Here is a 21,791-nt window from a genome sequence, read left to right as displayed (position 1 = left end):
TTTCCCCTGTTCTCTTTTTAGACGCAGGCGCTCATCCAATTTCCTAATTTTCAGAGCCCACGATCCTGACTTTTCATGCTGGATTCATTCAACGACGAAGCGTACCTTCGGCTTTGCTCGACAAGCCTGCGCAACCCCAACAGGTGCCAACTACATGCGGAAGCTAGGTCCGCTTTCTACGTCTCAGTTGTTGAAAGTTTGGTAGCGCCAACGGGGATCGAACCCGTACTCTCAGCCTTGAAAGGGCCGCGTGTTAACCAGTTACACCATGGCGCCAAAACACGAAGTTGCAGAAGGAAAGGATTGGTAGCGTCAACGGGGATCGAACCCGTACTCTCCGCCTTGAGAGGGCGGCGTGTTAACCAGTTACACCATGACGCCAGAAACCAGACAGGAGAGGAACTTCTCCACTGCGATAAACAAATTATATCAGCTAACGACGCTGCCGAGCGACCCGCGCCCCTCTGAAAAAGAAGCCCTTACAGCCCCAGTTTCTTCACCTCATCGTTGTAGTACTTGCGGTACAGAATGTCCCACTCCTGCGACCCTTCCACGATGATTTTTCGCTGTGAAGCGATCTTCTGCCGCGCCGCTGCGTCGATCTTCGTCTCTTCCATCAGCAGCTTCTCCAGAGCCTTCCGAGCCTCCTGCCGAATCGTATTTCGATCCTCCAGAAAGTCGACCTCCGGGATCTCCGCCAAGGTGTCGGCCACCGTATGAGCCAGCTTGTTGAGCTTGTCGCGAGAGATCCTCACAGCACCGCCTTGTACTTGCGGGCGAGCTCGTTCTTCACCTTTTTGAACATCTCGGGATAGCTCGCGCCGGTCTTGCGCATGTCATCCTGGAAGGCCTCAAGGATCACGCGAACCTCATCATTGATCCGATCTTCCAAAGCCAGCTCATCCACCATTCCCGCAGCAACGCGTTCGTTGACCAAAGCCGGTTTGTCGGTGTGAATCATCTTCTCGGCGACTAAATGCTTAATCGTCTGGCGCGCCAGGTATCCAACGTAATCTTTTGAAAAAATCATTTGACTTTCCTTCGAATATACCACGCGAAACGGCGCACTCGCCCTATATCCATCACTTGCGTTTCGATGCTGGCTTATGCGGGCAACTCTCTGTATTCAGACATGTATCCGCCAGCCGCAGCCGCTCCACCGGACGCCCATGCAACAGATGTTGGTTCACAATCTCCTCCACATCTTTCGCATGAACGGACCCATACCAGACCGCGTCCGGATACACCACAACGACCGGGCCGTGCTCGCACTGGTCAAGGCAACCAAGCTCGTTAGCCCGAACCTGCCCCTTCAACCCAGCATCCTTCACCGCTTCCTTGAAGGCCGACTTCAGCTTCCCGCCTCCTTCGTTGCTGCAACTGGGCCGCGAAGCGCTCTGGTCCCGCTCATTGGTACAGATAAAAACGTGGTGCTTGAACTTTGCCAATCCTGATTCCCTTCCAGAAGCCCTTTGCCGAGCGTGCCGCGGAGTCTTTCCCGTGCGATGCACCGGCGTTTCTGAGACAATAACTATCGAATGCAACCTGACAATCTTATCTCGCTCAAAGACGACATGGTGGCCTTCATCGCCGGCCACGGCATGCGTCGCCTCAATGCCTACGTTACAGAAGACGTCCCGACCGTCATCTTCGAAGAAGAAAACCCCGACGGATGGAAGGACTTCGTCGAGCACGCCAAAGCGGCCGGCTCCCCCTTCGTCACCATGAGCGAAGTCATCCTCGAAAAATCCGACGTTGCCATCCTGCTCGAGCAGCTTCGCGATCAAACCTTCCCCGACGACAACTCCGAAGAGCTCGACGACGCTGAGTATCTCGTCAACCACGTCGGCAAAGTCGGCTACCTCCAGCTCGGCTTCGCCCACCAGGGCGTCATGTTCATCTTCGAGGTCGCAACCGACTGGTACGACAGCTTCCAGAACCTCATGGAGACCGTAACCGACCTCGGCGGCATCGTAGTCGACGACAGCGACGAGTAAGCAAAACCAATGTCCACCGCCCACGTTGGGCTGCCAGCCTGGAGTACCCGCTCCGCAGACGAGACTGCCGTTCAGAATCTGGTCGACGCCCTCGGCTGCCCGCACGCAATCGCTCAAATACTCGTCTCGCGCGCCATCTCCGACGCCGCAGCTGCCCAAACTTTCTTCAACCCAACCCTCGACGATCTTCTCGATCCCATGCTCATGCTCGACATGGAGATCGCCGTCGCCCGCATCCAGCACGCCGTCCGCTCCAGCGAACCCATCCTCATCTACGGCGACTACGACGTCGACGGCACCACCGCCACCGTTCTCCTCAAGACCGCCATCGAGCGCATCGCCCCCAAAGAGACCCCCGCCACCGTCACCTATCACGTCCCTCACCGCATCCGCGAGGGCTACGGCATGCAGAACGGCGTTCTCGGCCAGGCCGCAGCCTCCGGCGTTCGCCTCGTCATCAGCGTCGACACCGGCATTCGCGCCTTCGCAGCAGCCGAGGAAGCAACAGCTCTCGGCATGGACCTCATCGTCACCGACCACCACCTCCCCGACGGAGCCATCGGCATCCCGGAAGCAGTTGCCGTCCTAAATCCCGCACAACAAAACTGCCCCTACCCGTTCAAACATCTCTGCGGCGCAGCAGTAGCCTTCAAACTCGCCCATGCTCTCCTGCTGGCCGCAACCGAGACCGAAGAGCAGCGCACAAAGCTGAAACACGGACTGATTCCCTCGTTCCTGAAGCTGGTCGCCATCGCCACCATCGCCGACTCGGTTCCCCTCGAAGGCGAAAACCGAGTCATCGCGACCCTGGGCCTGAGAGAACTTCGCAACCCCGTACAGCCAGGCCTGCGCGCACTCATGCAAGTGGCTCAAATCCCCATCAATCGGCCCCCCACCGCGACCGAAGTAGGTTTTCGACTCGCCCCACGCATCAACGCAGCCGGACGCATGGACATCGCCGGCGATGTCGTCGAGCTCTTCCTCACCAAAGACGCAGCCCGCGCCACCCACCTCGCAGAGAAGCTCAACCGCCTCAACGACGAGCGCCGCGCCACCGAAGCAAAGGCTCTCGAAGCCATCGAAATCCAACTCACCGCCCTGCGCGACACCCTCGGAGACTACCTCGCCGAGTGCATCATCCTCGACGACCCCGAGTGGCATCGCGGCGTCCTCGGCATCCTCGCCTCCCGCGTCGTCGACCGCACCGGCAGACCCGCCATCGTCATGACCCACGAAGACGGCCACGCCCACGGGTCCGGCCGCTCCATCGCCGGCTTTCATCTGCTAGATGCCCTCAGCGCGATTCACGAACCAGTGTCTGAATCAAACACCCCGCTCTTCACAAGATTTGGCGGACACGCCCACGCCGTCGGCTTCTCCATGCCCTCCGACCGCACCAACCTCCTCCGGGAGCGCATGCAGCGTTACGGCGCCCCCAGGCTCACCGCTGAGATCATGACGCCTCCGCTCGAATGCGACGCCGAACTCCTCCTCAGCGACCTCACGCAGAGCTTCTATGATTGGCTCACCCGCTGCGAACCCTTCGGCATCGGCAACCGCGAGCCCATCTTCCTCACCCGCGCACTCACCCTCTGTGCACCAGTGCGGTTCATCAAAGAAAGACACATCTGTCTTCAACTCCAGAGGTCTGGCCAAACCACGCATATCAGCGCCCTGGGCTGGAGCCGCACCACGGATTGGCCTGCCCGCTGCGTGGAAATGGCCCTCGACACAGGCTCTCTGGTAGACGTTGCCTACAGGCTGAAGGCCAAAACCAACCCCCAGTTCCCCGGCCTGGAATTGGAATTAGTCGATCTCAGACTCGCCTGATTCGCTCCATCGCGCCCGTTAACTACCTTATCCTCAAAAGTTTCTGGTCCGATCTGACCCTATGCGACGTCTTATATACTGAACCTTCGACTGATGCCTACTACCGAGACAAGACGCCTGAATCCTGTAATGCTGTGGGGCATCTTCCTCGCCATCATCGTTATCGGTTTCATCATCGTGCGCTCCTCCACCCGCGACTTGATTGGCGTTCGCGTAGCAGTCGTCGATCACCAGAACATCGTCAGCTCTGTATCGACCAACGGAAAAGTCGAGCCCATCGAAGAGTTTCCTGCCTCCGCGGCTGCTCCTGGCGTCGTCGCAAAGGTGTATGTCGACGTTGGGCAAAAAGTTAAAGCAGGCGACCTCCTGATCAAGATGGACGATGCCGATGCCCTGGCCAAAATAGCTACCGCAAACGCCGCCGTGCACTCTGCCGAGGCCACTCTTCACGACATCGGCCAGGGAGGATCTCAGGACGAGCGCATAGGATTCTCCGGCGATCTCAGCCGCGCACAGCAGCAACAACAACAGGCAACAAAAGATCTCGCAGCCCTTCAGGCCCTCCAGCAAAAGGGCGCAGCCTCCGCCAGCGAGGTAGCCTCTGCCGAACAGCGTCTACTCACCGCGGAAAGCTCCGTCAAAGGCCTTCAGGCGCGCACCACTCAACGCTATAGCAACACCGACCGTGCCCGCGCAGAAGCCCAGCTCGCCGATGCGCGCGCCGCTCTCGCCGCTGCAAAAGCCAGCTATGCCAACGACAACATCCGCGCCCCCTTCGCCGGAACTGTCTACTCCATCCCCGTCTCCAACTACGACTTCGTCCCCGCCGGCGAAAATCTCCTCGACGTAGCCGACCTCAACAGAATTCAGGTCCGCGCCTACTTCGACGAGCCTGAGATCGGCAAGCTTGCAGTAGGCCAGGCTGTAAAAATTGTCTGGGATGCAAAGCCCACTCAGACCTGGCACGGACACATCAGCCGCGCACCCTCCACCGTCATCACCTACGGCACACGCAACGTCGGGGAGTGCATCATCACCGTCGACGACGCGCGCGGCGACCTCCTGCCCAACACCAACGTCGTCGTCACCGTTACCACCTCGCAGCGCTTCAACGTCCTTAGCGTCCCCCGCGAGGCCCTCCACACAGAGGGCGGAGATTTTGTCTTTCGCGTAGTTAACAACAGGCTGGTTCGAACCCCCGTTCAGGTAGGAGCAGGAGTCAATCTCACTCGCCTCGAAATCGTCAGCGGCCTCACCGAAAAAGATACGGTTGCCCTCAGCGCTATCAACAACCGTGAACTTACCAATGGGCTTCCCGTCAAAATAGTCGAGTAGCCATGTCCCTTTCGATACACCCGTTTCGCCTTCACCACGCGTTTTTATTTGCTCTCCTATTCGCGACTCCGCTTCTCCTCGCCGACGACACTCAGGCCAACGCTCTCCTCCAGCAGGGTCGCGTCGACGAAGCAGCCTCCATCCTCCAGGATCTTCTCGCCTCCCAACCCAACAACGCCCACGCCCACCAGCTCCTCTGCCGCGTCTACTACGCCCAGGACAAGTCCGACCCGGCCATCCATGAGTGCGAACTAGCCGTAGCCAACGCGCCCGACAGTAGCGAAGACCACATGTGGCTCGCTCGCGCCTACGGATTCAAAGCCTCGCACGCCAGTCCCTTCTCGGCGCTAAGCCTCGCCATCAAAGTTCACAACGAGTTTGAGCGCGCCGTGCAGCTTGATCCCGAAAACTTTCAGGCCATGAGCGACCTTGGCGAATACTACGTCGCAGCCCCCTCCTTGATCGGTGGTGGCCTCGATAAAGCTCAGGCCCTCGCTGCCAGAATGCAACCCAACTTCCCTGCTCAGGCTCACCGTCTGCTGGCGCTCGTCGCCGAAAAGAAGAAGGACATCCCAACCGCAGAGGCCGAATTTCAGGCTGCTGTTGCCGCAGGCAAAACAACCGAGGCCTACATCAACCTCGGCGACTTCTACAAACGTCAGAATCAGCCAGACAAGATGCTCCAGGCCATTCAATCGGCCCTGGCGGCTGACCATCGCAAGGGTCCTCCCCTGGTCGATGCCGCCAGCACACTCTCAGAAGCTCACAGCTCGCCCCAACTCGCCATCAGTCTCCTTCGCACCTATCTCGCCTCCTCCGGAAAGACCGATGGTGCCCCCGCATTCAAAGTTCACGTCCAACTAGGCGGCCTTCTTGCTCAAGGTGGAGACGTCGCGGGAGCGCATAACGAATACCTCGCAGCTCTATCCCTCGCATCGAACTATGTACCCGCCCGCAAAGCATTACAGGGATCGTAGAAAAAAGGCGATACCATGATCTCTAATCGGTCCTAAGGAATCTCTCAGCAAGTATGATCCGTCTTCTTCGCCTATTGATCGCGTGCTCTGCTCTGGCCTGTGCGGTGACACCTGCCATCGCGCAGATTTCGTTTACCAGCGCGATAGGTCTCGCATTGAAGAACAACCCAAAAGTCTTGACCGCCCAGGCGGACGTCGATAAAGCACGAGCCACCCTTGAAGAACTCAAAGACGCCTACATCCCGAATGTTGTCGGTGCATCTTCCATCGGTCCTCCCTCCTATGGATTCCCTCTCGGCCAACCGTCCATCTACAACCTCGCGACGCAGTCTCTCGTCTTCAGTTACTCACAACGCGACTACGTTCGCGGCGCCAAGGCCTCGCTCGATGCCGCCACCCTCTCCCTGAAGGACGTTCGCGAGGCTGTCGCCGAGGATGCAGCCGTCACTTACCTCGCACTCAATCGCGACCTTCAGCGGCAGACCGTCCTCCATGATCAACAAGGCTTCGCTGACCATCTCGTAGCCATCGTGCAGGACCGTCTCGCCGCCGGTCAGGACACCCCCATCGATCTCACCTCCGCCCGCCTCACCGCTGCACAGATTCATCTCGCCCGTCTTCGGATGGACGACGATGCCGCTGCAGATCAGGCTCACCTGGCGCGCCTTCTCGGTCTTCCCCCGCAAGGGATTGCCACATCCAGCAGCACCATCCCCGCCCTGGCCGAAGACAAGCCCGCCGACATCACTGCAACGCTGGTGGGAACAAGTCCCGCCGTCGAGTCTGCCTATGCGAATGCACGTGCGAAGCGCGAGATCGCATTCGGCGAAAACCGCTACCTCTGGCGACCGCAGATCGTTCTCGAGGGCCAGTACAGCCGCTACGCCAAGTTCAACAATCTGCAGGATTACTACTTCCGATTCCAGCAGAACAACGCCGCCATCGGCGTCCAGATCACTATTCCCTTCTTCGACGCCGCCCACAAGGCGAAAGCCCGCGAGGCGGACGCTGACGCAGCCCACGCCGAGCACGAAGCCGACTCCATCCGCGATCAATTCTTCGACTCCCGGATCAGAATCCAGCACGCCGTAGCAGAACTCGCCGTTCGTGCAGAGATCGCCACCCTCGATCAGCAGCTCGCCCAGCAGAATCTCGACGTCCTCACCGTTCAACTGAACACAGGCAATGGAAACCTGGCTGGCACGCAGATGACCCCCAAAGACGAGCAGACCTCGCGCATCGCCGAACGGGAAAAATTCCTTGCGGTTCTGAACGCCAACTTCGAGCTGCAACAAGCTCAAATCAATCTCATGCGACAGAGCGGCGACCTGGAGAGCTGGATCGCCGCAGCCCTTCAGGCCCAACCCGCCACCCCCGCGAAGCCCTAAGCTAAATTCGCGAATATCTTTTTTGAAATGAATCGTCTGGCCGACCAAAGCATCGGCGTAGATACCTGCAGGAAACGTCAGAAAAGCCCCTCAAGCCCTTAACTGAATGGTAAAATCGAGATATCATTATGCCTCTTAAGACCCTGTTCCTGAACCCGCCCTCCTTCGAAAAGTTTGACGGTGGCGCCAGCTCCCGCTGGCCCGCAACCCGCGAGATCGAGTCCTACTGGTATCCGGTCTGGCTCACCTACCCGGCAGGCATGCTGGAAGGCTCCCGTCTCCTCGATGCTCCACCTCACCACATCAAGTGGCAGGAAGTCGTCGAGATCCTCAAGGACTATGAGTTCCTGGTTCTCTTCACCAGCACCATGGGATGGGACGGCGACCAGAAGATGGCCGAGGTCATCAAGCAGACCTACCCCAGCATCAAGATCTCCTTCGTTGGCCCCCCGGTGACCACCTCCCCCGACAAGGCCCTGAACGAGTGCCCAGCCATCGACTTCATCTGCCGCCGCGAGTTCGACTTCTCCGTCGTCGAGTACGCCAACGGCAAGCCGCTCAACGAGATCCTCGGCATCAGCTACAAGGACAAGGCCACCGGCAAGATCCTCCACAACCCAGACCGCCCTCAGGTCACCCCAGAGGAACTCGACGAGATGCCCTGGGCCACCGAGATCTACCACCGCGATCTCGACGTCACCAAGTACAACGTCCCCTTCCTCCTCCACCCTTACGTCGCGCTCTACTCCACCCGTGGCTGCCCCGCCCAGTGCACCTTCTGCCTCTGGCCCCAGACCCTCTCCGGCCACGCCTGGCGCAAGCGCTCCACCGACGACGTAGCGGCCGAGATGAAGCAGGCCAAAGAGCTCTTCCCCCACGTCAAAGAGTTCTTCTTCGACGACGACACCTTCAACATCCAGAAAGTCCGCACCATCGAGCTCTGCGAAAAGCTGAAGCCCCTCGGCCTCACTTGGTCCTGCACCTCGCGCGTCACTACCGACTACGACACACTCAAAGCCATGAAGGAAGCCGGTTGCCGTCTCCTCATCGTCGGCTACGAGTCCGGTGACCCCCAGATCCTCAAGAACATCAAGAAGGGTGCCACCGTCCAGCGCGCGCTCGACTTCCAGCGCGACTGCCACAAGCTCGGCCTTGTCGTCCACGGGGACTTCATCCTCGGCCTTCCCGGCGAGACTCGCGAGTCGATCCGCAACACCATCGACTTCGCCAAGCAGCTCGACTGCGAGACCATCCAGGTCTCCATCGCCCACGCCTTCCCCGGCACCGAGTTCTTCGACTACGCCAAGGACAACGGCTTCATCACCAACGAGGCGATGAGCGACGACGGCGGCCACCAGATGGCGCACATCGAGTACCCCGGCCTTCCCGTCGAATACGTCATGGAGATGGTGCACAAGTTCTACGACGAGTACTACTTCCGCCCCAAGGCCGCCTTCCGCGTCGTCTGGCAGGCCATCGTCAACCGCGATGTGCCCCGTCTCTACACCGAAGCCAAGTCATTCATGGAACTCCGTTCCAAGCGCAATAAGGCCGTCCGCGCCGTCAAGGAAGCCAACGCCGCCAAGGCGCAGGAATCCGTCAGCATGAACGCGTAACTATCCTGTCTTCGCAGCATCTAAAAAGGCGGTCAGCATACAAATGCTGGCCGCTTTCTCTTCGCTGTCACCACTCGAACGGATCGATCACGAAATGCAGCACACCCTCACCCCCCGCCGCTGGCTCGTTCTCATCGCGGTCATGCTGGGCGCCTCCATCGGCGACGCCCTCCTCGGCATCGGCATGAAGCAGCTCGGCCCAGTCTCGCTTCACCACCTCGGCGCGCTCCTCCTGGCCCTCAAAAGTCCCTGGATCATCTCCGGCATCCTCGTCCTGCTCGGCTTCATGGCCTGTTACATGACCGCTCTCAGCTGGGCCGACATCACCTTCGTCCTCCCCGCCACCGCCTTCGGCAACGTCATCGTCACCATCCTCTCCCGCTTCTGGCTTCACGAGCACGTCTCACGCTCTCGCTGGCTCGGTGTCGCTCTCATCGTCATCGGCGTAGGCTTCGTCGCCAACGGCCCCTCACGCACCGAGCACGCCGCAGCAGAAGTGGAGGCCCTCACATGAACCCCGCCACCCTCCACACCTGGGCCACCATCGCCGCCGTCGTCCTCACCGCCACCGCAGGCGACATCCTTATCGCAGGCGGCATGCGCAAACTCGGCGACCTAGACGACATCCGCGCAAAGTCCGGCCTCCTCGGCGCCATCAAAGCTGTTCTCTCGAGCGGCATGTTCCTCCTCGGAATTACCTGCATGGCCCTGAGCTTCTTCTCGCTCCTCTTCGCGCTCTCCGACGCAGACCTCAGCCTCATCGCACCCGCGACGGCCTCACTCACCTTCATCACCACAGCTGCGGCAGCAAAGTTCTTTCTCAAAGAGAACGTAGACAGCCGCCGCTGGATTGCCGCACTCTTCGTCTGCGCCGGCGTAGCTCTCCTTGCAAAATAAAAGCGTTTAAATGAGAAGCGTGCGAAGTAGTATGCCCCTTCCGACAAACGGGAGCCATCTAACTCTCTCTAGCCAAGATCAGGTACACAAGTCACGAAGTGACCGCGCCACGCGCAGTGGGCCCGTCCGGCAGGACATCTCATTAGGGTTCGCCCTTATAGAAGAACTGCCTTACTCCCGGCTCAACCACCGCATCAATCCACTAGCCGGAGTCTCCGCCGCCATGAATCGCGTAGCATCTCCCATCACAGCCCCCGCCGCCAGCCGCCCGCTCCGGACCCCACCCTCCATCGTCGAAGGCCACTCCGTCGCGGTCCAATCCCCTGCAAGAAAAAGCCCCGGCCACTCCGTCTCCTGCTTCGGCCGAAACTGATCCAGCCCCGTCGTCACCGAGAACGTAGCCCGAGCCTCCTTCAACACCCCACTCTTCACCAGCTTCGCCCCCTTCACCTCAGGAAAAAACATCTCCAGCTCCTTCAGCGCCGAAGAAAGAATCTCCTCCCGCGTCATACTCAGCTGCGCCTTCGACCCCGCAATCACCAACTCGACATAGCTTCCCTTCTCCTTCGCATATCGTCTGATCCGCGACTTGTGAAAGAACCACTCAATCGTCGTATCCAGCAGCCAGGCATGGTCAAGGTCGGTAATCTCACGGTCATACCAGAGCAGAATCGACGTAAACGAAGAGTGCATCTGCCGAGCCATCTTCAACTCGAGATCGTCCTTCGTCTTCTCAAACCGTCCCGCATACTCCTCGTTCACCCGAACCGCCGGCAGCAGCTTCTGCGTCTGCTCAAACGGGAGCGCCAGAATCACAGCGTCCGCCGTATAACCCGCATCCGCCGTATACACGCGCCATCGTCCATCCGCCTCCTGCACCAGCCCCTCCACACTCGCGCGAAGCCGCACCCTCCCCCCGTACGCCTCGATCATCCGCGCCTCCGCCGCATAAAACTCGCTCAGCGGAACCGTCGGGATCCCCAGCCGCCCACCCGTAGACGACTTCACAAACAGCTCATGAAACACCTTCCCCGCATACCTCGTCGAGCAGTGCGCCGGACGATCATTCAGCGTCGCCATCACAATCGGACTCCAGAAGTGCCGAATCGAAAGCTCTGTCTGCTTCGTTCGCTTCAGCCAATGCTCGACGCTCTCCGTATCTTCATTTGGATATCCGCGAAAGAACTCCATCAGACCACGCGCAATCCCAATCTTGTCCTTCCATCCCAGCATCGACATGCTCGCAAAGCTCGGCGCGAAGTGAAACGGCGCTGGCAGATCACTCGTCACAATCCTGCTTGCGTTCCCATTCGGCTCCAGAAACGTCTGCTCGTCGTACCACCGGATCTTCTTCGCAGTTCCCGCCTGCTCGCAAAGCTCAATCAGGTTCGTGCAACATCCCAGCAACACATGCTGCGAGTCCACCACCTCCCCGAGCGCTGGATGCTCATACGAGTAAGCTCTCCCACCCACATACGGCTTACGTTCAAGAACAGTTACAGACTTCCCTGCCCTCACCAACGCACTCGCCGCAGCCAAGCCCGCCGCCCCGGCCCCAACGACAATCACATCGCTATGTTCAGCGCCACTCACGACACCATCCGGTTGCGCACAGCCATCCCCATCCCCTGCGCCAGAATGAAGAGCTTCTTCGAGGTCGGCATACTGATGCGTTCCGAAAATACATCGTAGTTCTTCGCCATAATCCGCTCAAGCAGTCCGCGATAGATCGTCACCAACACCCACAACGCCGCGCGGCTATCCTTATCGATCAGTGGCAGCAACTCCTCCGCCGCAGCATAATAAACCATTGCCCGTGCAGCCTCCTGCGCAAGCAAGCTCCGCACAACCTTGGTCTCAGACTCTCGACGAACCACTTGAAGCAGTTGCTTCACCTCAACTCTGCCCGCGGTCAAATCTTGCAGCGGAAGGTAAATCCGCCCACGCTCCGCATCCTCACTCACGTCCCGCAAAATATTGGTCAGCTGAAACGCAACGCCGGTCTTCTCCGCCAACTCCTCGGCTCGAGGATCGCTATATCCAAAGATCCGAATGCAAACCAACCCCACCACCGAAGCAACCAGATAGCAGTACCGATACAGTCCCTCGAAGTCCTCATACACCTGCAGTGTCTGCGTTCTATCCGCAACTGTATCGGTTACAAGAATCACATTGGCATGACTCTCCTCGAGGTCCATAGCGGTGCCCCGCACCAGGTCCTCCAGCAGCGCATCCGGAATGGCAAACCTCTTCTGCGTATCATTCAGCGCCAGAAACACCGGGTCATCGGACACCCCGCTCCGCCGTGCCTCACGCCATGCCTCGAGCCACTCGGACATCACCACACGCCGCTCAACCACCGGCATCGTCTCCTCATCGGAGATATCATCGGCCCGCCGCATGAACGCATACACCGCGCACATCGCATTCCGTTTATGCTCCGGAAGCACGCGAAACGAGTAATAAAAGTTCTTCGCCTGCCGCTGCGCAATCCCCGTGCACACGGCATAAGCCTCAACAATCGTCACGAGGCTACACCCGCACGAAGCTTGCCAACAAACGCCTCGATCAGCAAACCCACCTTGCGCGTCTTCGACACGACGGGCCTTCCCCGAAGCACGTCAAAATCCTGCTTCGTGATGCCATTTAGAATCGCCTCTCCGCCCTTGCGAAACAGATCCAGCACCACCTTCAGCTCTTTATCCACGTGCAGGCTGATCTCCCCACCCTCTAGCAGCATCGTCCGCGTCCGCACCACCAGGTCCTGCATCATCCCACGAAACTCCGGCGTAAAAACCCGCCCTTCAATCTGCCCCTCCTCCACCCCAAACCGCAGCATCGACTCCGCAGGAATGTACCGCCTCCCCCGCTCCTTATCCTCCACCACATCCTGCCAGAAGTTTGCCAGCTGCAGCGCCGTGCAAACTTTGTCCGACATCAAAGCCCGTGCCTCATCCGTATAGCCGCACACCCAAAGCACCAGCCTTCCCACCGGATTCGCCGAGTAGTGCGAGTACTCCAGCAGTTCCTCCCAGCTCTCATACTCCGTCTTGTTCTGATCCATTCGAAACGCATGCAGCAGATCCAGAAAGAGCTGCCGCGGCGGATCGCACTCGCGAATCGTCTCCCGCAGCGCCACAAAAACAGGATGCATCGACCGCTCCGGCGCGTCGTAACACTCCTCCAACATCGCCCCCCAGGTATTCAGCAGACGAGTCGCCACCTCGCGATCTTCCACCTCATCTCCGAGATCATCCGCCACCCGGCAGTACGCGTAGATACTCTCGAAGTGCGGTCTCACCTTCGCCGGAAGAAAAAATGTCGCCACATGAAAGTTCTCATAGTGCGACGTCGCCAGCTCTCTGCACCAGGCCCGCGCCTCCGCGAGCGTCGGCCTCTCCAGCGGCGTCAGGTACTCGGGTGGAGCCCCCAGCAGCGCGTGCTGTGTCGCAGTCATCTCGCTCACCGCGGCCCCCCTTCCGGAAACACCGCCGTCTTGATATCCCTTGCGCTCCCATTCCGGTGCATCATCCCCGCAAAGACCGCCGGCACCTCTTCCAGCCCCGCCCGCCCGGTAATGTACTCCGCGCACTTGAACCGCCCACTCGTCACCAACTCAAACGCCGTCCTGCAGGTCGCCGGCGTATGGTGAAAACTCGCCTTCAACGTAATGTCCCCGTAGTGCAGCCGATTCGTATCCAGCTTCACCTTGGTCCCGCTCGGCGGACCCCCAAAAAAATTCACGACTCCGCCCTTCCTCACCATATCCACGGCCCACTCCCAGGTCGCCGGAACCGCTACCGCCTCGATCACAATATCCGCGCCTCTTCCCGCAGGGGTCAGGGCGCGCGTCGCCGCAACCACATCCTCTACCGCACCCACATGAACCACCTTGCGCGCGCCAAACAGCTTCGCCGCCCCTATCTGGTCCTCGCGCTTCACCACGGCAATCACCTCTAACCCCGCAATCTCTGCCGCGTGCATAAACATCAACCCAATCGGCCCCGCCCCGATCACCACCATCGTGTCCCCGGCCTTCGCGCCGCTCTCCTCCAGCCCGCGCACCACACAAGCCAGAGGCTCCGTCAGCGCCGCAAACTCCAACGGAACCCCCTCCGGCACAATTAACGTATTCTTTTCGACGATCCGCGCCGGAATCCGCATAAACTCCGCGTAAGCCCCGTTATTGAACAAAAGGTCTTCACACAGATTCTGCTGCCCATGCGTGCAAAAAAAACAGACATCGCACGGAGCCGAGTTCAAAGCCACCACCCGGTCCCCAACCTTGAACGCCCTCACCCCCGCCCCAACCTGCTCCACCACACCCGCCATCTCGTGCCCGAACGGGATCGGCGGCTTCAGCATCTTGGCATGATAGCCTCGCCTGTAGACCTTCAAATCCGTCCCACAGGTCAGCGCCGCGCCCACCCGCACCACCAGTTCTCCCGCGCCGGCCTGCGGTATCGCTACGCGTTCCAGCCGCAGATCTTCCTTGCCGTACAACACCGCCGCCGTCATCTCAGCTTTCACTCTTCTATCTTCTCATTCCCGACCTGATTGGTGCACATTTCGCCATCCCTCAAATCCTTCAAGAACATGCAATCCTCCCCGTAACCTCAGCATCTGATAATCTGAGCCACATAAACATGCCCTTTGTCTCCCCAGAGATCTTCGCCAAGCAAAGACTTGCCTCGATCCAGGACTACTCCATCCTGTCCTGGCGCGCCGTCGTCAATCTCTTCACCCGCCCCCGCTATCTCGCCGACATCTACACCCAGATGGACTACATCGGCGTCGGCTCCATGCCCATCGTCGTTCTCACCGGCTTCTTCACTGGCTGCGTCCTCGCCCTCCAGTCCGCCACCTCGCTCGAGGCCTTCGGCTCCGTCAGCCTCACCGGCAACCTCGTCGCCCTCTCCATGGTCAAGGAGCTCGGCCCCGTCCTCACCGGCCTCATGGTCTCCGGCCGCAACGCCTCCGGTATGGCCTCCGAGATCGGCTCTATGAAGGTCACCGAGCAGATCGACGCCATGCGCGCCCTCGGCACCGACCCCGTCCGAAAACTCGTCACCCCGCGCCTCTACGCCACCATCTTCATGCTCTTCTTCCTCACCATCATGTCGGACGCATGCGGCATCGCCGGAGGCGCTCTCATCAGCATCGCCCTGCTCGGACTCAACGGCTCATCCTATTTTCACAACTCCTACCGTGCTCTCCAATACGGAGACGTCGTACAGGGTCTCGCCAAGCCTCTCTTTTCCGGCTTCATCATCGCAACCGTCGGCTGCTACTTCGGTATGAACACCAAGGGCGGCACCCAGGGCGTCGGCAAGGCCACCACCCAGGCCGTCGTCATCTCCTCGGTCTTCATCATCATCGTCGACCTCCTCGTCACCCGCGCCATGATCGGCGTCTTCGGCAGGTAAAAGGCAGAATCACACTCCCATGGCAGACCTCGCCCAATCCGGCTCCGCAACCCTCCAGCAGCAGCCTGACTCGCAGGAGCCCATCGTAGTCGTCGACGACGTCTCCATCATCTTCGACGTAAAACCGGTCCTCCAAAACGTCTCCTTCACCGTCCAGCGCGGCGAAACCCGCATCATCCTGGGCCCTGCCGGCGGCGGCAAGTCCGTCCTCATGAAGCTCGTCAACGGCCTCCTCTGTCCCGACACCGGCTCCATCCATGTCTTCGGCGAACCAGTCTCCACCATGCCCGAGCCCGATCTCTTCAAGCTCCGCGGCCGCATCGGCATGGTCTTCCAGGAATCAGCCCTCTTCGACTCGCTCTCTGTCGGGGACAACGTCTCCTACCGCCTCCATGAAGATCGCATCCCCGAAGAAGAAGCTCACACCCGCGTTCTCGAGGCCCTCCGCTTCGTAGAACTCGAGAACACCATCGAAAAGTTCCCCTCCGAGCTCTCCGGAGGAATGCGTCGCCGCGTCTCCATCGCCCGCGCCATCATCACCAACCCCGACCTCATCCTCTACGACTCCCCCACCGGCGGCCTCGACCCCATCACCTCCACCACCATCATCGACCTCGTCATCAAGCAGCGCGACGTCACCCAAACCACCTCCCTCGTCATCACCCACCGCATTCAGGACGCCTACCTCCTCGCCAGAAGCCGCTTCAACACCGAGACCGGCAAGGTCGAACAGATCCCCAACAACGGCATCGACGACAGCACAAAATTCCTCGTCCTCAACGAAGGCAAAGTCGTCTTCGACGGCACCACCGAAGAGCTCGTCCACTCCAACGATCCCTGGCTCAAGGAATACCTCTCCTGATCTGACCCTGATCGAGCGGAACCTAGAAGCGACTAACCCTTGTCATGGTGAGCCGCCGTCGGGATCAGCATCTTATTCTCCGTGAAGACCGCATCATGTGCGACCGAGCACGCAATCGCTGCCCGAAACCCACAGTGCACATCGGCAAAGATCGAATGCTCCCCACGCACCGCTTCAATAAATGAGCGAGCCGCCGCCAGCGTTGGGTCCTCCGAACTGACAACCACAACCTTCTCGCCCGGGCCGCGATACGGCATCTCGCCCGCGGTCGAATACGACGCCCCCGTCACCACGCCACGTTCGACCACCGTCTTGCCCTCTGCCTTGTCCGCAGTCGGTGCATTGGATCGATTCTTCTCGTAGTAAATCGTGGCGTCTTCGATCGTGATCTGCGCACTGCCAGCCGTGCCATAGATCCAGAACTCACACCCAACCTTCGCATTATCGGTGATCGACGAGAACACCAGCCGCCGCCCTTGGGAGTAGTTGAAAACCGTCTGCACATTGTCGCCAACCGTACGTCCATCGTGGTACCGGCAGATGCTGTTAGTCCCAATCACACTCTCCGGCTGTTCGCCAAAGATCCAGTTCGCCATATCGATGTGATGCGAGCCGAGCTCCGTGCCCAGCCCTCCCGAGCTCTCTCGATACAGACGCCAGTTGATGAGGCGCTCCAGCTTCCCGTCGGGATCAGGCGAAGGAACGCTGCGCCTCCAATCACCGTTGCGATGCCAGTAGGCATATACGTGGGTCGGCGTTCCAATCTCGCCTGCATGAACACGGCGTATCGCCTCCCGCACCCATGATGCATAGCGATACTCGTGACCGATCTGGAAGAGGGTCTTGTTGCGGATCACCGCGTCGAGAATGTTCTGGTTGTCTTCCACCGTGAACCCCAGCGCCTTCTCTCCATAGATCGCCCGACCTGTCTTTGCCGTGGCAATCACATGTTCCGCGTGGCATGCCACCGGCGAGGCGATCATCACGGCGTCGATATCGTTGCGCGTCAGCAACTCGTTGTAGTCGGTTGTATGTCGCACCTCTTTGCCAATCAGGCGATTTACCTGCTCGTACCGCGGAGGATAGACGTCGCAGATCGCCTCTACGGAGACTCCGGGCACACGCAGGAACTGGCGAAGATTCTCCTGCCCTCTGCTGCCCGCGCCGATGACACCCAGTCGAACAGGTTTGACCGCCGGCACCGCGGCGCGGGCGATCGTGGCTGAGGCAAGAGCAGCAGCGGAGGCGGATTGCAGAAAATCACGACGGTTCATAGTTGGCCTTGGAGCGGGTCCCTTGGAGCGAGTTCAATTCAGAGCACAATGAGTTCGGTCGACCGAGCTTGTCCATTGAAAGGTGGTGCAACGGGCCTCCGCGCCGCCGGAGACGATCAGTGCGTGAGCATCGGGCGCAAAGGCCTTGAGCGTGGCAACACTCTGCGCCGGTGTTTCAACAAAAACTACGTTCGAGAGCGCGTCGCTCACAGTCGCCGAAGGAGCTACAACACTCACCTGTATCCTGCCCTCAACCGGACGCATCGTGCGCGGATTCATAATGTGGCAGTAACGATGACCAGCCACCGTGAAGTTCTTCTGACTGCAATCGGCACTCGAGAGAGAGGTGTCACGCAGCGTAATCACCGAGAGCGTCTTCTTCGAAGGCAACGGCCCCGGAACCACGACACGCCATCCGGTCTTGTGCGGCGGAGCACCCAACGCGTACACGGTGCTGCTGCCCGCCGAAAGCATCGCCGCCGTAATGTGATCGGCTCGCAGGATGCGAACCGCCGCATCCACAGCAAAACCCTTGCCGATGCCGCCCGGATCGAGCTCAATGCCCGGCGAGGTGAACTGCACCGTCCGGGCAGCCGGATCAAGCTTCACCTTCTCCCAACCCGTTACAGCACGAAGATCTTCAAGCTCTGCGTCCATCGGAATACGTCCATCGTAACGGAAAAACCCCCACGCCTTCATCAGGCGACCCACCGTGATATCGAAAGCCCCATTACTGGCTCGACTCCAGTGTTCGGACTGCTGCAAAAAATCCATCATCTCGGGATCAGTCGTTACCGCACCGGCACCTGCGTTCTGATTGATACGCGACAACTCGCTGGAGTCGCGATAGTTCGAAAGCAACTGCTCAATCCGGTCGATCTCCTCAAAGACCTCCTCGGACGCAGCAGCCGCAGCCGCAGGGTTCGTGCTGTAGAGGTACAACATGAACTCTGTGCCCATCGCGGGATGCGTCGTTGTAAACAACCTGAGCTGCGAGGGCGCAGCCGGAACCGCAAGTGGTGTCAAGCTCAGAGCGATCGCAAGCCAGCCAACTGCCAACCAGCGCCTCATCTCTTCCCTTTCTTCCACTCCTCATAAGGAATCCGCGGAATATTCAAAAACGAATCCCGCGTCTTCACATAAGCCCCCAGCCCATTCATCCGGCCAATCGCATGCAGCTCCTCCGACAGCACATACGGCCCCGCAGGATCGACAAACTTGTCCTCGATGTAAATCGACACCACCCGCCCCAGCACAATCCGCGACCGCCCGATCTCCATCGTCGTAAACTCTTTGCACTCGAGCGCCGCATGCGCCTGCGCAATCCTCGGCACCTTCACCACCTGCGAGGGCGCCGTCGTGAACCCCGCCATCTCCAGCTCATCAAACTCCGCCGGAAAATCCGTGGCACAGATGTTCATCTGCTGCGCGATATCCTCGGTCACCACGTTCACAACAAACTCCCCCGTCCGCCGAATATTCCGCGCCGTATCCTTCGGCACAAAATGCTCCGACGGACGATTCATCACGCCCATCCCGATGATCGGCGGATCGGTACAAAGGTAGTTGTACGAGCTGAAAGGCGCAGCATTCATCCTGCCCTCCTCATTCATGCTCGTAACCAGCGCAATCGGCCGAGGCGCAACCAAACCGATCAGCAGGTTATAGGTCTCACGCGCCTTTATCTTCTCAACATCAAAAATCATCTGTACTCCTAGTACCCTTCAGCAGCCTAGCACCGCCGCCCGTTGTACTCGCAATCCTCTTTGTCTTTGCTGTTGTCTTTGCAGTTGCGGTGTCCTTTGACTTTGTCGTTCTGGTTGTCATCCCCGAAGAGGATCTGCGTTGCCTTTGCTGTTGTTATTGTTGTTGCTGTTGTTGCAGTTGCTCCTTTTTTGCCGCATACCCAAAATAGTCGTCATCCTGAGCGAAGTTGCTCACGGCACTTTGTGAGCAAACGCAGCCGAAGGATCCCCGTATTCGTTTTTGTTTTTGTCTTTGCAGTTGCAGTTGTAGTTGCAGTTGCGGTTGCAAAAAACTCGCTGCTCATCAAAGCCGCTAATCAAAGATAGTCGTCATCCTGAGCGAAGTTGCTCACGGCACCTCGTGAGCATGCAGTCGAAGGATCCCCGTATTCGTCTCTATACTTGCAGTTGTTCTTCCTCTATAAGCCCGTAGAAGACATTGGGCAGGCCTCGCCTCTGGTCGCCATCCACTCTCTAATTTCTCTAAACTGACGGAACCCAAACTGCGTCTTCCGCCGATCCTCAAAAAAACCTGTCAAGCCCCAAAACAACGAAAACCCGCGCCAGACAAGGATAATCGCGTGGCGTATGAGTTACCTCCAACCAGATAAACTAGAAGTAGCGAATAAAAAGATCACGAAGCTTACCCGAGCCGTCGGCTCACCCACAACTCGTTTAGAAACAATATTTTGCAAGTAAGTCCTTTCGTTGTAATATTTTGCAGACAGCACCCCCGTCCAAACCATTCCCAACAATAGACTTACGCACAAGATACCTCAGAGGGGAGGGGGGAGGGGTCAGAGCCTCAGCCAAGGGGACTTCAGCCCCCAGCCCAAGCCGCCCGAAGCCAGCAAAAGATAGCCACAAAAACACCACACCGACCACGCTTCACACCACAAATTCACCACAAGCTGCGGTAGTGTCCGATCCATTCATCCCGAAAAAATGCCCGAAAACCAGCCAAGCTGATTCACGGGCGGATCAAAATCTGCGACGAAAAAGATGGAGAGAGCCAAAAGCCGACTCTCTCCCAACGACAACTTAGTAAGGCCGGTAATAACCAGGCCCGTAGTAGTAGCCAGGAGGCGGAGGAGGAGGAGGATACCGCCGACGAAACTGCGGATCTGCTCCCACCGGCACCCCAGCACCCAGCCGGTTCAACTCAGCCTGAGACACAGTCGTAATATCCGCCGGTTGCGTCAGATGGAAGACCAGGATCGCCTCAGGAGGCAAAGAAGCCTCGCCCCGACCCGAAGCTGCCGATACGCCAAGTCCAGCCACGCCGCCAACGCCTGCACCAACCGCAGCTCCCACACCGCCGCCTGCAACCGCACCGATCAGCGCGCCAACCGAGGCCAGCCCAACCGTATTCCCTACCGTGCTGCCGGTCTTGTCCACCCCCTGGTGCCACCAGAAATCCGTGGCTACCGGGTACACCCTGCCACCTAACGAAACAGAATTGAGCTGCAACTTCAACTCGCCCTTGCCCTTCAACTCACCCGCGGTATGCGCCGCAACCACAGTTCCCTGAATCGAAGCACCGCGGGGAATCGCAATCGCACCACCAGACACCACATCGTTCAGAACGACTCCATCAAATGTTGTCCCCACCACAGTGCTCTTGCTGTTCATACCCTGGTTGATCCGAACCCGGAGATTGGTTCCAATCGGCACCACTACAGCGTCTCCACCCTTCTGCGCCACATAAGGTCGTGGCGGAGGATACTGCGGGCGGTAAGGCTGGCCATACCCCTGATACTGGCCGGGCTGCTGCCCCTGATAAGGCGGTGGATACTGGCCACCCTGCTGCGGCGAACCATAAGCAGGAGGATACTGACCACCCTGTCCTTCCTGATAAGGGGGAGGGTACTGACCGGCCTGCTGCGAACCCTGCGGCGCAGCAGGTGAATTTGGACTGTTCGGTGCGGGAGGACTCCGCGTCTGCGGAGGAGCAATCGAACCATCAGACTGGAGATTCGGATTCGTGCCTTGGGACGGGTCCTGCTGCTGCGAAGAATTGCTGTTTGCGACCGCCGGAACCGCACCGATGACCAACTGATCCACAACCTTTTGTACCCCGGCTGTGTTCGAAACCAAGTGGTCCGCCAGATCACGCAACGGCTCATCCCGGACAGTGCCACTCAGCGTCACTACACCGTAAACAGTGGTCGAGGTGATCGCCTGATCGGCCAACTCCGGCGCGCCAGCCAAAGCCTTCAAAACACTTGCTTCAATTTGGGCATCGGGCACGGTCGCTGGCTTGTTCTGCGCTGACCCTACACCGCTATACATCGCCAGACTCGCCGCCAGAAATGTAGTCATTGAGACCTTGGAAAAAACCTTGCGCTGAATCCACTGACACATACGCCCTCCGCTCCTCCGGCGCGACACTTATCGCCACGCAAACATCCTATTGATGCAGACTCGGTTTTCAGAAAAAAGTT

Annotated in this window: 21 protein-coding genes and 2 tRNA genes; 10 read left to right on the top strand and 13 right to left on the bottom strand. The window is 59.1% G+C overall.

The genetic code is table 11. The annotated features are described in order from the left end of the window. Positions 1 to 199: 199 nt before the first annotated feature. From HDF12_RS11305 to HDF12_RS11285, 5 genes are all read right to left on the bottom strand, one after another. Positions 200 to 276: transfer RNA gene (locus tag HDF12_RS11305), tRNA-Glu, on the bottom strand. A gap of 28 nt (positions 277 to 304) precedes the next feature. Further along, a tRNA-Glu gene (locus tag HDF12_RS11300) sits at positions 305 to 381 on the bottom strand. A 98-nt stretch (positions 382 to 479) separates the two neighbouring features. Continuing rightward, on the bottom strand, positions 480 to 755 hold the full coding sequence (locus HDF12_RS11295) for a DUF507 family protein (RefSeq protein ID WP_179582933.1): 276 nt from the start codon (positions 753 to 755) through the stop codon (positions 480 to 482). Then, on the bottom strand, positions 752 to 1,030 hold the full coding sequence (locus HDF12_RS11290) for a DUF507 family protein (RefSeq protein WP_179582932.1): 279 nt from the start codon (positions 1,028 to 1,030) through the stop codon (positions 752 to 754). Before HDF12_RS11290 ends, HDF12_RS11295 begins: the two co-directional genes overlap by 4 nt. A gap of 52 nt (positions 1,031 to 1,082) precedes the next feature. Continuing rightward, positions 1,083 to 1,448, bottom strand: coding sequence for a (2Fe-2S) ferredoxin domain-containing protein (locus tag HDF12_RS11285; protein ID WP_179582931.1), 366 nt, complete (start codon positions 1,446 to 1,448; stop codon positions 1,083 to 1,085). Positions 1,449 to 1,538: 90 nt separating this feature from the next. Between HDF12_RS11285 and HDF12_RS11280 the strand changes: the two genes are divergently transcribed. The 8 genes from HDF12_RS11280 (at position 1,539) to HDF12_RS11245 (ending at position 10,040) form a co-directional block, all read left to right on the top strand. Continuing rightward, complete coding sequence (locus tag HDF12_RS11280) at positions 1,539 to 1,997, top strand: hypothetical protein (protein ID WP_179582930.1); 459 nt, start codon at positions 1,539 to 1,541, stop codon at positions 1,995 to 1,997. Between the two features lie 9 nt (positions 1,998 to 2,006). Next, a complete protein-coding gene (gene recJ / locus HDF12_RS11275; RefSeq protein ID WP_179582929.1) occupies positions 2,007 to 3,827 on the top strand; it encodes a single-stranded-DNA-specific exonuclease RecJ in 1,821 nt (606 codons plus the stop codon). Between the two features lie 93 nt (positions 3,828 to 3,920). Next, complete coding sequence (locus tag HDF12_RS11270) at positions 3,921 to 5,162, top strand: efflux RND transporter periplasmic adaptor subunit (protein ID WP_246373453.1); 1,242 nt, start codon at positions 3,921 to 3,923, stop codon at positions 5,160 to 5,162. Between the two features lie 2 nt (positions 5,163 to 5,164). Beyond that, entirely contained in the window at positions 5,165 to 6,139 is a 975-nt protein-coding gene (locus HDF12_RS11265) for a tetratricopeptide repeat protein (RefSeq protein WP_179582927.1), read from the top strand. A gap of 53 nt (positions 6,140 to 6,192) precedes the next feature. Beyond that, the gene (locus HDF12_RS11260) at positions 6,193 to 7,527 is read left to right on the top strand and encodes a TolC family protein (RefSeq protein WP_179582926.1); all 1,335 of its coding nucleotides are present in this window, start codon (positions 6,193 to 6,195) and stop codon (positions 7,525 to 7,527) included. 128 nt (positions 7,528 to 7,655) lie between these two features. Next, the gene (gene hpnJ / locus HDF12_RS11255; protein WP_179582925.1) at positions 7,656 to 9,143 is read left to right on the top strand and encodes a hopanoid biosynthesis associated radical SAM protein HpnJ; all 1,488 of its coding nucleotides are present in this window, start codon (positions 7,656 to 7,658) and stop codon (positions 9,141 to 9,143) included. A gap of 43 nt (positions 9,144 to 9,186) precedes the next feature. Next, the gene (locus tag HDF12_RS11250) at positions 9,187 to 9,657 is read left to right on the top strand and encodes an EamA family transporter (RefSeq protein ID WP_306458007.1); all 471 of its coding nucleotides are present in this window, start codon (positions 9,187 to 9,189) and stop codon (positions 9,655 to 9,657) included. Then, on the top strand, positions 9,654 to 10,040 hold the full coding sequence (locus HDF12_RS11245) for an EamA family transporter (RefSeq protein ID WP_179582924.1): 387 nt from the start codon (positions 9,654 to 9,656) through the stop codon (positions 10,038 to 10,040). The genes HDF12_RS11250 and HDF12_RS11245 overlap by 4 nt, the downstream gene beginning before the upstream one ends. 171 nt (positions 10,041 to 10,211) lie before the next feature. On the opposite strand, the gene hpnE is transcribed toward HDF12_RS11245, so the two are convergent. The 4 genes from hpnE to HDF12_RS11225 are packed head-to-tail and all read right to left on the bottom strand — an operon-like array spanning position 10,212 to position 14,558. Next, positions 10,212 to 11,633 carry a hydroxysqualene dehydroxylase HpnE gene (gene hpnE, locus HDF12_RS11240; RefSeq protein ID WP_179582922.1) on the bottom strand — a complete coding sequence of 474 codons (1,422 nt, stop codon included), beginning with the start codon at positions 11,631 to 11,633 and terminating at the stop codon, positions 10,212 to 10,214. Beyond that, a complete protein-coding gene (locus HDF12_RS11235; protein ID WP_179582921.1) occupies positions 11,630 to 12,568 on the bottom strand; it encodes a phytoene/squalene synthase family protein in 939 nt (312 codons plus the stop codon). Before HDF12_RS11235 ends, hpnE begins: the two co-directional genes overlap by 4 nt. After that, positions 12,565 to 13,497, bottom strand: a complete 933-nt coding sequence (hpnC, locus tag HDF12_RS11230) for a squalene synthase HpnC (protein ID WP_179582920.1) — start codon at positions 13,495 to 13,497, stop codon at positions 12,565 to 12,567. Before hpnC ends, HDF12_RS11235 begins: the two co-directional genes overlap by 4 nt. Positions 13,498 to 13,502: 5 nt before the next feature. After that, on the bottom strand, positions 13,503 to 14,558 hold the full coding sequence (locus HDF12_RS11225) for a zinc-dependent alcohol dehydrogenase (protein WP_179583666.1): 1,056 nt from the start codon (positions 14,556 to 14,558) through the stop codon (positions 13,503 to 13,505). A gap of 128 nt (positions 14,559 to 14,686) precedes the next feature. On the opposite strand from HDF12_RS11225, the gene HDF12_RS11220 reads away from it, so the two are divergent. Both HDF12_RS11220 and HDF12_RS11215 read left to right on the top strand, forming a co-directional pair. Beyond that, the gene (locus HDF12_RS11220) at positions 14,687 to 15,466 is read left to right on the top strand and encodes an MlaE family ABC transporter permease (RefSeq protein ID WP_179582919.1); all 780 of its coding nucleotides are present in this window, start codon (positions 14,687 to 14,689) and stop codon (positions 15,464 to 15,466) included. 19 nt (positions 15,467 to 15,485) lie between these two features. Then, positions 15,486 to 16,328 carry an ABC transporter ATP-binding protein gene (locus HDF12_RS11215; protein WP_179582918.1) on the top strand — a complete coding sequence of 281 codons (843 nt, stop codon included), beginning with the start codon at positions 15,486 to 15,488 and terminating at the stop codon, positions 16,326 to 16,328. Positions 16,329 to 16,360: 32 nt separating this feature from the next. Here the strand turns inward: HDF12_RS11215 and HDF12_RS11210 are convergent, their stop codons facing one another. The 4 genes from HDF12_RS11210 to HDF12_RS11195 form a co-directional block, all read right to left on the bottom strand. Continuing rightward, complete coding sequence (locus tag HDF12_RS11210; RefSeq protein ID WP_179582917.1) at positions 16,361 to 17,602, bottom strand: Gfo/Idh/MocA family protein; 1,242 nt, start codon at positions 17,600 to 17,602, stop codon at positions 16,361 to 16,363. A 33-nt stretch (positions 17,603 to 17,635) separates the two neighbouring features. Further along, the gene (locus tag HDF12_RS11205) at positions 17,636 to 18,661 is read right to left on the bottom strand and encodes an FAD:protein FMN transferase (RefSeq protein ID WP_257025508.1); all 1,026 of its coding nucleotides are present in this window, start codon (positions 18,659 to 18,661) and stop codon (positions 17,636 to 17,638) included. An 8-nt stretch (positions 18,662 to 18,669) separates the two neighbouring features. Continuing rightward, positions 18,670 to 19,308, bottom strand: coding sequence for a flavin reductase family protein (locus HDF12_RS11200; RefSeq protein WP_179582915.1), 639 nt, complete (start codon positions 19,306 to 19,308; stop codon positions 18,670 to 18,672). Positions 19,309 to 20,388: 1,080 nt separating this feature from the next. Beyond that, entirely contained in the window at positions 20,389 to 21,669 is a 1,281-nt protein-coding gene (locus HDF12_RS11195; protein WP_179582914.1) for a BON domain-containing protein, read from the bottom strand. Between the last annotated feature and the right edge of the window lie 122 nt (positions 21,670 to 21,791).

It is taken from the genome of Tunturiibacter gelidiferens (assembly GCF_013410115.1).
GTDB classification, from domain to species: Bacteria; Acidobacteriota; Terriglobia; order Terriglobales; family Acidobacteriaceae; genus Edaphobacter; species Edaphobacter gelidiferens.
The sequence above is the reverse complement of the archived record's forward strand: the minus strand, read 5'-3'. Positions and strand labels throughout refer to the sequence as shown.